Annotated in this window: 11 protein-coding genes; 3 read left to right on the top strand and 8 right to left on the bottom strand. The window is 66.4% G+C overall.

Annotated elements, in window-relative coordinates; all coding sequences use genetic code 11:
* The first annotated feature begins 80 nt into the window (after nt 1-80).
* Both N430_RS22775 and N430_RS22765 read left to right on the top strand, forming a co-directional pair.
* Nucleotides 81-344 carry a DUF3077 domain-containing protein gene (locus tag N430_RS22775; RefSeq protein WP_110639047.1) on the top strand — a complete coding sequence of 88 codons (264 nt, stop codon included), beginning with the start codon at nt 81-83 and terminating at the stop codon, nt 342-344.
* Between the two features lie 490 nt (nt 345-834).
* A complete protein-coding gene (locus tag N430_RS22765; protein WP_110639046.1) occupies nt 835-3,765 on the top strand; it encodes an aminotransferase in 2,931 nt (976 codons plus the stop codon).
* A 3-nt stretch (nt 3,766-3,768) separates the two neighbouring features.
* Here the strand turns inward: N430_RS22765 and N430_RS22760 are convergent, their stop codons facing one another.
* Entirely contained in the window at nt 3,769-5,037 is a 1,269-nt protein-coding gene (locus tag N430_RS22760) for an NAD(P)/FAD-dependent oxidoreductase (RefSeq protein ID WP_110639045.1), read from the bottom strand.
* Between the two features lie 43 nt (nt 5,038-5,080).
* Here N430_RS22760 and N430_RS22755 point away from each other — a divergent pair, with 43 nt between their 5' ends.
* The gene (locus N430_RS22755; RefSeq protein WP_110639044.1) at nt 5,081-5,986 is read left to right on the top strand and encodes a LysR family transcriptional regulator; all 906 of its coding nucleotides are present in this window, start codon (nt 5,081-5,083) and stop codon (nt 5,984-5,986) included.
* 127 nt (nt 5,987-6,113) lie between these two features.
* Here N430_RS22755 and N430_RS22750 read toward each other — a convergent pair whose 3' ends face one another.
* From N430_RS22750 to N430_RS22720, 7 genes are all read right to left on the bottom strand, one after another.
* Entirely contained in the window at nt 6,114-6,812 is a 699-nt protein-coding gene (locus N430_RS22750; RefSeq protein ID WP_110639043.1) for a response regulator, read from the bottom strand.
* Nucleotides 6,809-9,463: a sensor histidine kinase KdpD gene (locus tag N430_RS22745; RefSeq protein WP_110639042.1), complete on the bottom strand. Its 2,655-nt coding sequence runs from the start codon at nt 9,461-9,463 to the stop codon at nt 6,809-6,811. Before N430_RS22745 ends, N430_RS22750 begins: the two co-directional genes overlap by 4 nt.
* A gap of 167 nt (nt 9,464-9,630) precedes the next feature.
* Entirely contained in the window at nt 9,631-10,182 is a 552-nt protein-coding gene (gene kdpC / locus N430_RS22740) for a potassium-transporting ATPase subunit KdpC (RefSeq protein ID WP_110639041.1), read from the bottom strand.
* A 10-nt stretch (nt 10,183-10,192) separates the two neighbouring features.
* The gene (kdpB, locus tag N430_RS22735; protein WP_110639040.1) at nt 10,193-12,247 is read right to left on the bottom strand and encodes a potassium-transporting ATPase subunit KdpB; all 2,055 of its coding nucleotides are present in this window, start codon (nt 12,245-12,247) and stop codon (nt 10,193-10,195) included.
* 10 nt (nt 12,248-12,257) lie between these two features.
* Entirely contained in the window at nt 12,258-13,952 is a 1,695-nt protein-coding gene (kdpA, locus tag N430_RS22730) for a potassium-transporting ATPase subunit KdpA (RefSeq protein ID WP_110639039.1), read from the bottom strand.
* A gap of 9 nt (nt 13,953-13,961) precedes the next feature.
* On the bottom strand, nt 13,962-14,051 hold the full coding sequence (gene kdpF / locus N430_RS22725; protein ID WP_033696222.1) for a K(+)-transporting ATPase subunit F: 90 nt from the start codon (nt 14,049-14,051) through the stop codon (nt 13,962-13,964).
* A gap of 158 nt (nt 14,052-14,209) precedes the next feature.
* The gene (locus tag N430_RS22720) at nt 14,210-15,256 is read right to left on the bottom strand and encodes an AI-2E family transporter (RefSeq protein WP_110639086.1); all 1,047 of its coding nucleotides are present in this window, start codon (nt 15,254-15,256) and stop codon (nt 14,210-14,212) included.
* Nucleotide 15,257 lies beyond the last annotated feature (1 nt).

Genomic DNA, 15,257 nt, shown 5'->3' with positions numbered 1-15,257 from the left:
GGGGATTGCGTACCCCTGTGTGCGGGCGTGCCCGCGAAGAGGCCAGACCAAGCAATAGAGATTTCAGGGAGATTTACACAATGTCCACAGACAACCCCCAATGCACTGTCGGCAAGACCACCTTCTTCCAAGGTGAAAACCAGACCCACCCACTGTTCCGCATCGAACCCGGCATTCCTTGCCAGGATGCCCGTGAACAGGCCTCGGAACTCATGGGCTATGTGCGGGAACTGACCATTCTTGGCCTGATGGACGAGAAACCGATGATGATCTGGGCTTCTCATTATCTGAGCGCGATGGCCAAGGCGCTGATGGATGACGCCGAACTCGGCATGAGGCATTGATCGGCCGGGGCTGGTAACGCATCACGGCCACCAGGTGTTCGCCGACAGATGTGCAGCGCCTATCAGATCGAGCGCCGCCCGCGCGGCGCATCGCGGGCAAGCCCGCTCCCACATCTGTTTCGGGCCAATCTCTCCTGTGAAGCCAACAGGGACCGCCTTGTTGGCATGTCGATGTATCTCGGTGGACGCTGATGCCGCTCCACCTGTCTCCAGCCATGCACCAGGGCGGATCCTGTTGGCGGCACAGGAGTGACTGGCCCGAAACAGATGTGGGAGCGGGCTTGCCCGCGATGCGCCGCACGGGCGGCGCTCGATCTCACAGGCTCTGCAACTGTTGTGGCAAGCACCTGTCAGCCCTGCTGTGATCCCACGACAGGCACCTCGCCCACCCGACCACTCATCAAAAATTCTGATCACGATCGTCTTTCATCATCAGCCAGATCGGGAATAGATTCTCTCCAGTCAACTCCCAGCAACAACGGTAGAGCCCATGTCCAGCCAACAACAACAGCCCGCCTCCCCAGCCCTCGACACGCTGATCCAGCGTTCCGGCCTTCCCAGCCCCTCTCTCAGCGAAGCCCAGGCGCATAAGCTACTGCAGGCGCACTACGGCCTGGATGGCGACCTGACTGCGCTGGGCAGCCAGCAGGACCTGAACTTCCGCGTGGACACAGCCCAAGGGCGCTTCGTGCTCAAGGCCTGCCATGGCAGCTACGCCGAGGTCGAACTTCAGGCACAGCACGCCGCCCTGGCCTACCTGCGCGAGCAGGGCCTGCCAGTGCCTGCCGTGCAAGCTGCGCAAAGTGGCGAAACCTTGCTGGCAGTGGACATCGACGGGCAGCCACTGCGGGTGCGCCTGCTCGACTACATCGACGGCCAGCCACTGACCCGCCTCAAACACATGCCGCCACGCCTGATGGCTGAGCTGGGCAGGCTATGCGCACAGCTCGACCTGGCCTTGGTCGACTTCGACCACCCTGGACTGGTGCGTACCCTGCAATGGGACCCGCAACATGCCCAAGCGCTGATCGAACACCTGCTGCCAATACTGAAGGACACCGGGCAACGCGCTCGCATCGAGCAGGCCACCCGCGTGGCCTGCGAGCGCCTGGCACCTTTGGCGGAGCGGCTGCCGACCCAGGCGGTGCACCTGGACATTACCGACGACAACACCGTGTGGGCCCAGGACGACCAGCGCCAATGGCAACTGCAGGGTGTGATCGACTTCGGTGACCTGTCGCGCACTTGGCGCATCGCCGACCTATCGGTGACCTGCGCAGCGCTGCTGCACCATGCCGAAGGCGACCCGCTGCGCATCCTGCCAGCAGTCAGCGCCTACCAGGCCCTCAACCCGCTGACCGAGGCCGAGCTGCGTGCCTTGTGGCCTTTGGTGCTGAACCGTGCGGCAGTGCTGGTACTGAGCAGCGCTCAGCAATTGGCCGTAGATCCGGACAACCAGTACACCCGTGACAACGTCGCCCATGAATGGGAAATCTTCGATACCGCCACGGCCGTGCCGTTCGCCTTGATGGTGGCGGCCATTCTGCAGGCGGCCGGCCTGCAAGCCGATGCCGTCGACCTGACGGGCTGTGCGCCCCTGCTCCCCGAGTTGGCCGGGCAGGCGGTCAGGCGAATCGACTTGGGCGTGCTCAGCGCGCACTGCGAAGCCGGCAACTGGGAACAGGCGGGCTTCGACCAGCACCTGCTGAGCGCGCAACCTGCGCCGGCCTGCAGCCTGCACGGCCAGTATCGACTGTCACAAACCCATGTCGATCGCCCCGAAGAGCCCGCCACCTGCGCGCTGGGCGTGGAGCTGCATGTGCCCAACGGCAGCCCGGTTCAGGCGCCCGAAGCGGGCATCTGGCAACGTCACGGCGACGGCCGCGGCTGCCTGCGTACGCCGCACTGGGCCTTGTGGCTGCAGGGCCTGGAAGATGCCCCGGCGGATGGCCAGGCCGTGGCCAAAGGGCAATCGCTGGGCAGCAGCTGTGGCTTCCTCAGCGTCCAGTTGTGCCTCGACAGCCACATCCAGCCGCCATTCTTCGCCACACCATCGCAAGCTGCCGCCTGGCTGGCCCTGTGTCCGACGCCAGCCGTGCTGCTGGGCTTCGATTGCGACGCCGAACCGTTGCCCGACCCACAAGCCCTGCTGGCCCGTCGCGACGCCAGCTTCGCCCGCTCGCAGAAGCACTATTACGCGCAACCGCCGCAGATCGAGCGCGGCTGGCGCAACTACCTGATCGACCTGCAAGGCCGTTCGTACCTGGACATGCTCAACAACGTCGCCGTACTGGGCCACGGCCACCCGCGCATGGTCGCCGAATCGGCGCGCCAGTGGTCGCTGCTCAACACCAACTCGCGCTTCCACTACGCCGCCATCACCGAGTTCTCCGAGCGCCTGCTCGACCTCGCGCCCGAGGGCTTCGACCGGGTATTCATGGTCAACAGCGGCACCGAGGCCAACGACCTGGCGATCCGCCTGGCCTGGGCCTACAGCGGTGGCCGCGACCTGCTCAGCGTGCTGGAGGCCTACCACGGCTGGTCGGTGGCCACCGATGCCATTTCCACCTCGATCGCCGACAACCCGCAGGCCCTGGAAACCCGCCCCGACTGGGTGCACCCGGTGGAGGCACCGAACACTTTCCGCGGCCGCTTCCGCGGTGCCGACACGGCGGCCGACTACCTGCGCGACGTCGACACCAAGCTGGCCGACCTCGATGCCCGTGGCCGTCAGCTGGCCGGCATCATCTGCGAACCGGTGTACGGCAATGCCGGCGGCATTTCGCTGCCGGCCGGTTACCTGCGCGACGCCTATGCCAAGGTCCGGGCCCGGGGCGGCGTGTGCATCGCCGACGAGGTGCAGGTCGGTTATGGCCGCCTGGGCGAGTACTTCTGGGGCTTCGAGGAGCAAGGCGTGGTGCCCGACATCATCACCATGGCCAAGGGCATGGGCAACGGCCAGCCGCTGGGTGTGGTGATCACCCGCCGCGAAATCGCCGAGGCTCTGGAGGCCGAGGGTTACTTCTTCTCCTCGGCCGGCGGCAGCCCGGTGAGCTGTCGCATCGGCATGGCGGTACTGGACGTGATGCAGGAGGAAGGCCTGTGGGACAACGCCCGCGACACCGGGCGCTATTTCAAGGCACGCCTGCAGGCACTGGTCGACAAGCACCCACTGGCCGGTGCGGCCCATGGTTCGGGCTTCTACCTGGGGCTGGAGCTGGTGCGCAACCGTGAAACCCTGGAGCCGGCCACCGAGGAAACCATGCTGCTGTGCGACCGCCTGCGCGAACTGGGGATCTTCATGCAGCCGACCGGCGACTACCTGAACATCCTCAAGATCAAGCCGCCGATGTGCACCACCCGGGCCAGCGTCGACTACTTTGTCGACAGCATCGACCGGGTGCTTGGCGAAGGGCTGTAACTGTCAAGGTGTGGGCCCCAGCGCTGCGGCCCACGCCTGTAAAGCCGCGCAGGCAGCCATGGCGATCTGCTCATCGGTACGCCCGGTGAACTGCCGCTCGATCGCATCGGCGGCAATCAACCCGGCAATGGTGGGCTTGCCCACCGTGTCGGTCAGGTCCAGCCACTCCCCCCAACTGGCAGGCTCGTCGTACCAGCGTAGGTAACCCGAGGGTGAACGCGGCCACCAGCGCTCATCGAATTGCAGAATCACCTTTTCCAGCTTGCCCATTGCCAGATGTGCCAGTGCTTGTTGCTGTGCGTCTGGCAACACAGGGTTGAAGTGCAGCGTTTTCAGCACGCCTAGAGGGACTGTGCAAATGCAGAAATCGCACGACTGGTCATTGACCACGACCTTCGCGCCTGACCAGTCGATGGACGTTACCGGGCTGTTCAGGCGGATATCCAGCCCCTGCGCCAGGCGATCTACAAGTTCGCTGTAGCCACCGGGCAGCATGCGATCTCCATGCCCTACACCCTCCTCGTCCAGCGCGCAGATCGACAACTGCGCCACGGGCAGGCACGCTTCCAGTACCAGGTTGCCGTCGATGGCGAATTGCGTCGCGCGCACCTCTGCTGGATCAAGGCTAGCCATGTAGCGGTCGATCGCATCGGACAAGGGCAACCGCCGATCAATAGCTTCTGTCAGGGCCAACCAAGCGCCGTCGATGTCAGGCAACACCCCGCCGCGCGCAGCAGCGAGCGGGTTGCCGAAGTCGGTCTCGACGCAAGCCAGCCCCTGTTGCAGGGCAAGGGCGGCCAAGGGGTTGTCGGCGAAATGCTGAAGCCATGCAGCACCTTCATCGGCCCTAACGCCACCCAGTTCAATAGTGTGCGTGCGCCCACCCGTTCGCCCCCTGGCCTCCAGAACGACGCATTCGATACCTTGCTCATGCAAGGACCGCGCAGCTGCCAGCCCCGCGCAACCAGCGCCGATCACAATCACCTTGCGAGCGCCGGCATGCAAAGCCGCCTCGGCAGCACGCAGGCCATCTTCCCAGGCCCCGTGGGTCATCGCCGGAGCAGTGCCGCTACAGGCCTCCCCGGCGATGACCAGCCGTCTTTCCAGCACCTGGCCAAGGACTGCTCGGTGCTGCCCGGTCCCGCCTGGCAGCAGTGCGCTGTAGGCTCCTAAGCTGAACGGGTCTGTACTCCAGTGGGTGACATGCCACGCCGTGGGTCTATGCACGTTGTTGTCCTTGGGGGATTGTCCGAGCTGTGCATTAATGATCATAATTTCCAACCACAAAAGACAATTATCATCAGGTTCACTGACAATGGCCTTTACCAGCGACTCACTGGCAATTTTCCTTGCAGTCATGGATGCCGGGTCGTTCTCTGCAGCCGCTCGCAAGCTGGGGCGTGTACCGTCGGCCGTGAGCATGGCGATCGCGCAACTGGAGGCCGAGCTGGACCTGGCCCTGTTCGACCGCGCTACACGTAAAGCCCTGCCTACCAGTGCTGCCCTGGCGCTGGAGCCGCAAGCCAGGCAGGTGATCTGCCAGCTCAACCTGCTCGACGCCCAGGCCCTGCAACTGCACCAGGGGCTGGAAAAGCGCCTGACCATCGCCATGGCCCCGGAGCTGCAGACCGGCCGCTGGAGCCAGCCGCTGGAAACCCTGGCGAAGGAGTTTCCCAGCCTGGAGATCGAAGTGCGCTCGGCAACCCAGACCGAAGCGGTGCGCCTGCTGCATGAAGGCAGCGTGCAACTGGCGCTGGTGTTCGAGCGCCCGGGGATCGATGAGCGCGAGTCCTTTCTCGAAGCGGGCAGCCAGTTGCTGGTGGCTGTCGCTTCACCGCGTCATCCCGCTGGCAGCAACAGTGGCACGCCGCTGCCTGAAGAAGCGTTTGCCGAACAGCGACAGATCATCGTGGCTTCGGGCAAGGCCACCGGCTCGGACCCGCGCATGGTGCTGTCGCGGCGGATATGGTTGACCGACAGCTATCTGGCGACGCTCGACCTGGTGCAGTCCGGCCTGGGCTGGGCGTATTTGCCGCAGCCGCTGGTGGAGCCGTTGATTGCCTCGGGGGCACTGGCCGAGGTGCGGTTTGACAACATGGCCAGCCGGTTGCGGCTGTGGGTGGACATCATCTGGCTGAAGCCGCGGCCGTTGGGCCTGGGTGCCAGGCGCTATCTGGAAGTCATGCGCCAGCTCTTCGAAAAGGAACCCCCGAGGGCCTGATTGTGGGAGCGGCCTTGTGTCGCGAAAGGGCTGCGCAGCAGCCCCGGCAATCTATGCTGCGAAGCTGAGATCCTGGGGCCGCTTCGCGCCCCTTTCGCGACACAAGGCCGCTCCCACATTGACCGCGTCAACCTGGCGATGGCGCCACCAGGCGGTAGCCGACTCCGGCCTCGGTAATGATGAACCTCGGCGCCGTCGGATCATCACCGAGCTTCTGCCGCAAATGCCCCACCACGATCCGCAGGTAGTGGGTGTCGTCGACATGGGTCGGCCCCCAGATGTCCTTGAGCAATTGCTGCTGGGTAATCACCCGCCCCGGGTGCCCCGCCAGCTGTGCAAGCAACGCGTACTCCTTGCGCGTCAGTGCGATCTCCAGGCCATCCAGCGTCACTTTGCGAAAGGCGAAGTCCACCACCAGCGGCCCGAAGCTCGCCGTCACTTCGCTGCCGCCCGACTGCGGCACCTGGCGCAGCAGCGCACGCACCCGGGCCAGAAACTCCTGGATGCCGAAGGGCTTGGTCACATAGTCGTTGGCGCCGCCATCCAGCGCGTCTACCTTCTGCACTTCGCTGGCCCGCACCGACAGCACCAGCACCGGCACCGCGCTCCACTCGCGCAACTCGCGCAGCACCTGCTGGCCGTCCATGTCGGGCAGGCCGAGGTCGAGCACCACCAGGTCGGGCTTGGCCAGCGCGGCCTGGGCCAGGCCTTCGCTGCCGGTGGCGGCTTCGATCACCTTGTAGCCCTGGGAGCTGAGGCTGATGCGCAGGAACTTGCGGATCTGTGGTTCGTCGTCGATGACCAACAGGGTGGCGGACTGGCTCATGGGGTTTCGCTTTCGGCTTCGGGTTGCTGGGGCAGCGGCAAGCATAGAGTGATGCAGGTGCCGTGGCCATCGATGCCGTCGCCCACCAGGATCTGCCCGCCGTGGGCACCGATCATGCCCTGGCAGATCGCCAGGCCCAGGCCGGTGCCCTGCCCGCCACGATCACCACGGGCAGCGGTGTAGAACATGTCGAAGATCTTCTCGCGTTCAGCCACCGGGATGCCGGGCCCCTGGTCGCTGACGGCAAAGTGCAGCTGCTCATCGTGCACCGAAACCTGCAACTCCAGGCGGCCTTGGGCGGGCGAGAAGCGTGCGGCGTTTTCCAGCACATTGATCAGCGCCTGCTCGATCAGCGCGGCGTGCACGAACAGCAACGGCAGCTCGCCGGGCACCTCGGTGTGCACGTGCAACGGCGCCAGCACCGCGCGCAGGCGGTTGAGGGCACTGCCGACAATGTCGGCCGGGGCTACCCAGTCGCGGGCAAGCTTGAGGCCGCCGTGGCCGAGGCGGGTCATGTCGAGCAGGTTCTGGATGTAGCGGTCCAGGCGCTCGGCTTCGTTGCGCGTGCCTTCGAGCAGCTCGCGGCGATCTTCGACGGGGATCGCCTCGCCCAGCGCCAGCAGGCTGTCGATACTGCCGCGCATGGCCGTCAGTGGGGTGCGCAGGTCGTGGGACACCGAGGCGAGCAAGGCACTGCGCAGCTGCTCGGTTTCGCCGTGCAGGCGGGCGGCTTCGAGCTGTTCGGCCAGCCGGGCACGGGCCAGGGCCTGGGCCAGGGGTTGGCCGAGGGCCATCAGCAGGCGCCGACGCTGGGCACTCAGCGGTTCGCCTGAGCGTGGGCGCACACCGAGCAGCGCCAGGGGCTGATCGTCAACCGCCAGCGGCCACCACCACCAGCGCCCGTTGGGTAAGGTATCACTGCCGTGGCCAGCGGCCTGGCCATGCTGCCAGGCCCACTCGGCGGCGGCACGCTCGTTGTCGCTCAAGGCCTGGGCTTCGCCGCTCGCCAGGTGCAGCAGCCCTTCGCTGTTGCGCTCCAGCAGGCACACCTGCACGTCTTTCCAGCCATTGAGGTGGCGACCGGCGGCGTTGAACACGGCCTGGCGGTCAGTGGCCACGGTCAGCCGGCGCGACAGGTCGAGCAGCTGGTTGGTCTGCGCCTGGGTTTCGCGCAGGGCCTGCAGCTGGCTGCGCTGGCGGGCCGCGAGGTTGCCGGTGAGGGCCGCCATGAGCAGGAAGAACACCAGCGTTAGTACGTCTTCCTCGCGCTGGATGCTGAACGAGAAGTTCGGCGGAATGAACAGGAAGTCGTAGGTCAGGAATGACAGCGCCGCACAGGCCAGCGCCGGGCCCAGGCTGCTGCGCACGGCCACCAGCAGCACCGCGGCAAGGAACACCAGCGAGATATTGGGCAGCGCCAGCACGCTCGACACGCCCCAGGCCAGGCCGGCGGCCAACGCCGTGGCCACCAGCGCCAGCAGGTAGTGGCGCCAGACCCACACCCGGCTGACCGCAGCCCGCGCCGGCCGTGCCTGGCTGTCGCGGTCGAGCACGTTGATCTCCAGGCCATGGCTTTCGCGCAGCAGCCGGGTGGCAACGCCGGCGCCGAACAGGCGACGGCGCAGCCGGTCACGGGATTGCCCGACCAGCACCAGGCTGGCGCGACGCTCGGTGGCGTGCTGGATCAAGGTCCGCGCCACTTCGCCGGCACGCAGCAACACCACCTCGCCCCCCAGACGCTCGGCCAGTTGCTGGGCCGCCTGCAGGCGCTGGCGGGCGGCTTCGTCACGCAACCGGCCGTTGTCGACATGCACCAGGCTCCACGGCAGGTGGCGGCGCTGGGCAACACGGCTGGCGTGGCGCACCAGGCGCTCGGCCTGCTCATCGCCATCCACGCCCACCAGCAGGCGCCCACGCAAGGCCGGCGCCGCTTCGCCGCGCAGGCGGTAACCGTGGGCAAGGTCGGCGTCGACCTGGGCGGCGGCGGTCTGCATGGCCAGCTCGCGCAGGGCGGTAAGGTTGGTTTGTGAGAAGTACGCATCGATGGCGGCCCGTGCCTGCTCCGGCACATACACCTTGCCTTCGCGCAGGCGTTCGAGCAGCTCGCGCGGCGGCAGGTCGATCAGCACCAGCTCGAAGGCTTCCTGCAGTACCCAGTCCGGCAGGGTTTCGCGCACCTGCACGCCGGTGATGCCGCGGACCTTGTCGTTGAGGCTTTCCAGGTGCTGGACGTTGACCGTGGTGTACACGTCGATGCCGGCGGCGAGCAGCTCCTGCACGTCCTGCCAGCGCTTGGCGTGACGACTGCCGGGGGCGTTGGTGTGGGCCAGTTCGTCGACCAGGGCCAGGGTCGGCGCGGCCTTGAGCAGGCCGTCGAGGTCCATTTCCTCCAGGGTGACGCCACGGTATTCGCTGCGCAGCAAGGGCTGTTGGAGCAGGCCGCCGAGCAGTGCCTCGGTCTCGGCGCGGCCGTGGGTTTCGACCACCCCGGCCAGCACCTGCACACCTTGGCGTTGCTGGGCGTGGGCGGCCTGGAGCATGGCGAAGGTCTTGCCCACGCCGGGGGCGGCGCCGAGGAAGACCTTGAGCCGACCGCGACCGCTGCGTGGGAGGGTGGCCAACAGCGCGTCTGCGCGGGTGGAGTCACTCATGTTTCATCCTTCTGGGGCAATTCATGCCTTGTAGGAGCGGCCTTGTGTCGCGAAAGGGCCGCAAAGCGGCCCCAGACATTCAGCATCATTGCTGAAAGTGCTGGGGCTGCTCTGTAGCCCTTTCGCGACACAAGGCCGCTCCTACAGAGATAGAGGGCAGCTTTGCATCAGCGGCTCAGCTGTTCCAGTGCCTGGTTCAAGGCCAGCACATTGACCACCGGTGGCCCGATCAATGGGTGGAGGGTGGCCTCTTCCAGCAAGGCTTGCAAGCGCTCCACCGGTACCTGCCGCGCCGCTGCCACCCGAGGAATCTGGTAGGCCACTGCTTGCGGTGGCAAGTGCGGGTCGAGGCCGCTGCCCGAGGTGGTCAGCAAGGCCTGCGGCACCGGCCCCAACTGCGCCTGGTACAGTGCCGCAGCATCGCCCTTGACCCGTTCGGCCAGCGCCGGGTTGCTCGGTGCCAGGTTGCTGGCGCTGCTGGCCACGGTGGCGAATGCCCCGGCCGAGGGCCGCGAGTGGAACCAGCCATCGCCCTGGAAATCCTGGGCGATCAAGGCCGAACCCCGCACCTGCCCGCGCTCATCGCGCACCAGGCTGCCATTGGCCTGTTCGGGGAACGCCAGCTGGGCAACCCCGGTCACCGCCAGCGGGTACAGCGCGCCAGTGACGACCGTCATCAGCAGGATCAGGCTCATCGCCGGGCGTACGTAACTGTTCATGATGGCCTCCTCAGACCAGGTGCAAGGCATTGAGCAGCAGGTCGATCAGCTTGATCCCGGCAAACGGCACGATGATGCCGCCCAGCCCGTAGATCAGCAGGTTGCGCCGCAGCAGGTGCGCGGCACTCGCCGCCTGCACACGCACGCCGCGCAGGGCCAACGGGATCAGCACGATGATGATCAGCGCGTTGAACACGATCGCCGAGAGGATCGCGCTCTGCGGGCTGGCCAGGTGCATCAGGTTGAGCACACCGAGCTGCGGGTAGATGGCGGCGAACAGCGCCGGCAGGATGGCGAAGTACTTGGCCACGTCGTTGGCGATGGAGAAGGTGGTCAGGGCACCCCGGGTCACCAGCAGTTCCTTGCCCACCTGCACCACGTCCAGCAGCTTGGTGGGGTCGCTGTCCAGGTCGACCATGTTGGCCGCCTCGCGCGCCGCCTGGGTGCCATCGTTCATGGCCATGCCGACGTCCGCCTGGGCCAGCGCCGGGGCGTCGTTGGCGCCGTCGCCGCACATGGCCACCAGGCGGCCGTCGTTCTGCTCCTGGCGGATGCGGGCCAGTTTCTTCTCCGGGGTGGCTTCGGCGAGCACATCGTCCACGCCGGCTTCGGCGGCGATGGCCGCAGCGGTCAGCGGGTTGTCGCCGGTCACCATCACCGTGCGGATGCCCAGCTTGCGCAGCTCGGCAAAACGCTCGCGGATGCCCGGCTTGACCACGTCCTTGAGGTGGATCACGCCGAGCAGGCGCTTGTCCAGGCACACCAGCAGCGGGGTGCCGCCGCTCTGGGCGATCCGCTCCACTTCACGGGCCAACGCGGCCGGCAGGTCGAGGCGCTGCATGCCGACGAAGGCCAGCACGGCGTCGACAGCGCCCTTGCGGTAGCGGTGCTGCTGGAAGTCGATGCCCGACAGGCGCGACTCGGCGCTGAAGGCAATGGCCTGGTACTGCCCGGGCGACGGCTCGATGAAGTCGTGCAACTGGCGCAGGTATTCGACAATCGACTTGCCCTCGGCGGTGTCATCGGCCAGCGACGCCAGCAAGGCACCCTCCCCCAGCTCCTTGGCGGTCACGCCCGGGGCCGCATGCAGGGCGCTGCAGCGGCGGTTGCCGAAGGTGATGGTGCCGGTCTTGTCGAGCATCAACGTATGCACGTCGCCGGCTGCCTCCACTGCGCGGCCGGAGCGGGCGATCACGTTAAGGCGTACCAGGCGGTCCATGCCGGCGATGCCGATGGCCGAGAGCAGGCCGCCGATGGTGGTCGGGATCAGCGTCACCAGCAGCGCGGCGAGGAAGATCAGCGGCAGGCTGCCGCCGGCAAAATGGGCGAACGGTTGCAGGGTCACCACCACGATCAGGAAGATCAGGGTCAGGCCGATCAGCAGGATGTCGAGGGCGATTTCGTTGGGGGTCTTCTGCCGCTTGGCGCCTTCGACCAGGGCGATCATGCGGTCCAAGGTAGACTCGCCGGGGTTGCTGGTGATGCGGATCAGCAGCCAGTCGGAGACCAGCCGGGTGTTACCGGTGACGGCCGAACGGTCGCCGCCAGATTCGCGGATGACCGGCGCGGACTCGCCGGTGATGGCCGCTTCGTTGACCGCCGCGATGCCTTCGAGCACCTCGCCGTCACCGGGGATCATCTCGCCGGCCACCACGCGTACCACATCGTCCTTGCGCAGTGCCGTGGCCGCGACGCTTTCGAAACTGCCGTCGCGTTTGCGGCGCTGTGCCGTCAGCCCCTGGCTACCGGCCTTGAGGCTGTCGGCGCGAGCCTTGCCACGGCCCTCGGCGAGGGCCTCGGCAAAGTTGGCAAACAGCACGGTGAACCACAGCCACAGGGCAATCTGCGCGGCGACGCCAGTGCTGACGCCATTGCCGGGGGCGAAGCACAGTGCGGTGGTGAGGATGGCCGTCAGGGCGACCACCAGCATCACCGGCGCCCGTTTGAGCTGGCGCGGGTCAAGCTTGACGAAGGCCTGCACCAGCGCCGGCCGCCACAGGGCCGCGAAGCGGGTCTGGTCCTTGGCGCTGTGTGAGGCTTTCACTTCAGGAATGGGCATGTTCATGGATGATTCCTCAGAAACCCAGGCTCAGTTGTTCGGCGATCGGCCCGAGGGCCAGGGTCGGCAGGAAGGTCAGGCCACCGACCAGCAGGATGGTCACCAGCAACAGGCAGGCGAACAGCGGGCCGTGGGTGGGGAAGCTGTTGCTGCCCTGGGGCGCGCTCTTCTTCGCCGCCAGGCTGCCGGCCAGGGCCAGGATCGGCAGGATGTAGCCGAAGCGGCCGATCAGCATGGCCAGGCCGATCATCACGTTGTGGTACACCGTGTTGGCGCCAAAGCCGGCGAACGCCGAGCCGTTGTTGGCGGTGCCTGAGGTGTAGGCGTACAGCAGCTGGCTGAAGCCGTGGGCGCCCGGGTTGCTCACTGCACCTGCCGGGCCTGGCAGGCTGGCGGCGATGGCGCCAAGCACCAGCACGCCCACCGGCATCACCAGCAAGGTCGCCACCAGCAGCTGCACCTCCCGCGCTTGCAGCTTCTTGCCCAGGTATTCTGGCGTGCGGCCAATCATCAATCCGGCCAGGAACACGGCGATCAGCACGAACAGCAGCATGCCGTAGAGCCCGGCGCCGACACCGCCGAAGATCACTTCACCGACCATCATGTTGACCATCGCGACCATGCCGGTCAGCGGGTTTAGGCTGTCGTGCATGGCATTGACCGAGCCATTGGAGGCCGCTGTGGTGGTCACGGTCCACAACACCGAGCCGGTGGTGCCGAAGCGGCTCTCCTTGCCCTCCATGGGCGCGCTCTGCTGCACCTGGGCGCTTTCCAGCGCCGGGTTCGGCTGGTATTCCGACCACAACGCCGTGGCGCCGCCCAGCAGGAACAGGCCAAGCATGCAGGCGAGGATGGCGCGGCTCTGGCGCAGGTCCTTGACGTAGTGCCCGAAGGTAAACACCAGCGCCACCGGGATCAGGATGATCGAGGCCACCTCGAACAGGTTGCTCCAGGCCGTGGGGTTTTCGAACGGGTGCGCCGAATTGACGCCGAAGAAGCCACCACCGTTGGTGCCCAGCTGCTTGATGGCGATCTGGCTGGCGGCCGGGCCGAGCGGGATGGTCTGGTCGGTGCCTTGCAGGGTCACGGCGTGGGCGTAGTCGGCGAAGGTCTGCGGCACGCCCTGCCACACCAGCAGCAGCGCCAGCAGCAGGCACAGCGGCAGCAGGCCGTAGAGGGTGGCGCGGGTCATGTCGACCCAGAAGTTGCCCAGGCTGGTGGTGGAACGGCGGGCGATGCCGCGGCACAGCGCAACCAGCACGGCCAGGCCAGTGGCGGCGCTGACGAAATTCTGCACGGTCAGGCCGAGCATCTGGCTCAGGTAGCTGACCGACGCTTCACCACTGTAGGCCTGCCAGTTGGTGTTGGTGACGAAGCTCACCGCTGTGTTGAAGGCCAGCGACCATTCCTGGCCGGACAGGTGCTGCGGGTTGAGTGGCAGGTAGCCTTGCAGCAGCAGCACGCTGAACAGCAGCAGGAAGCCGGCCAGGTTGAAGGCCAGCAGCGCCAGGGTGTACTGCTTCCAGTTCTGCTCCTGGTCGGCGCGCACGCCAGCCAGGCGGTAGCAGCCCTGCTCCACCGGGCCCAGCACGGGCGTCAGCCAGGTGCGCTGCCCTTCCATGACCTTGTAGTAGAAACGCCCGAGCCAGGGTGCCGGCAGCAGCACGATGGCGAAAAAAGCCACTAGCAACATGTAATCGTAACTGTGCATGGCCGCTCCCTAGCTGCGATCGGCGCGCAGCAGCGCTACCAGCAGGTAAACCGCCAAGGCCACTGCCAGTAGCAGTGACAACCCGTCGAGCATGTACATGAGTGGAACTCCCCCGTGGTGCGGTGTTGACCGCTTTGAAGGAATTGTCCGAGGGAGGGGCGTAAAGGGGCGAGATCAGGGGGTGGGGATGGGAATAAAGAATGCGTAAAAATCAAAGTACAGGTTTTCTGTGCCGGCCTCTTCGCGGCGGTGCAGGTTTACTGCTGGGGTTGCCCGGCGTTACGGCTCCAGTCCAGCAGCAGGCTGTAACCGACCGCCAGCAGAGTCGGCCCGATGAACAGGCCGATAAAGCCGAATGCCAGCAAGCCGCCGAACACACCCAGCAGCACGATGACCAGCGGCAGGTTGCCGCCGCGGCTGATCAGGTAGGGCTTGAGCACGTTGTCCACGCCGCTGATGACGAAGGTGCCCCAGATACCGAGGAATACCGCCATGCCGTATTCGCCCTTCCACACCAGCCAGCCCGTCGCCGGGATCCATGCCAGCGGTGGCCCCATCGGGATCAAGCTGAGCATGAAGGTCACCAGGCCCAAGACGATCGCCCCAGGCACTCCGGCAATCAGGAACCCGATCAGTGCCAGCAGCGCCTGGGCTGCCGCCGTGCCGATCACACCGTTCACCACCCGCTGGACCGTACCGGCCACCAGCTCCAGGTAGTAATCGGCCCGCTCGCCCACAAGCCGGTTCAGCAGCCGCAGCACGAAAGCCGACAGCCGCGGCCCGTCACGATAGAAGAAGAACACGAACACCAGGCTCAGCGTCAGCTCCAGTACTCCGCTGCCGATCTGCGCGCTGCGCGCCAGCAGCCAGTTGCCGACCTGCCCCAGGTACGGCTTCATCGACTGCAGCAGGGCCGCACCTTGCTGATCGAGGGATTGCCACCAACTGACCAGGCGCTCACCCACGAAGGGAATGCCGCCCAGCCAGTCCGGTGCATCGGGCAGGCCATCGACCTGCACGTCACGCACAAAGGCGGTGGCGTCGCGGATGTGGTCGGCCAGGTTGAAGCCCAGCCACACCAGCGGCAAGGCAACGATCAGGATCCAGGCCGTGGTCAGCAGGCTGGCGGCCAGGGTTTCACGCCCCCCCAGCACACGCGTCAGCAGGCGCATCAGCGGCCAGCTGGCGAACGCCAGGATGGCCCCCCATAGTAGCGCGGAGATGAACGGTGCCATGACCCACAGGGCGGCACCCAGCAGCGCCAGCAGCAGAATCTGGATCAGCAGGCGGTCATTGTTGGCCATG

It is taken from the genome of Pseudomonas sp. CC120222-01a (assembly GCF_003097235.1).
In the GTDB taxonomy this organism is placed as follows: domain Bacteria; phylum Pseudomonadota; class Gammaproteobacteria; order Pseudomonadales; family Pseudomonadaceae; genus Aquipseudomonas.
The sequence above is the reverse complement of the archived record's forward strand: the minus strand, read 5'-3'. Positions and strand labels throughout refer to the sequence as shown.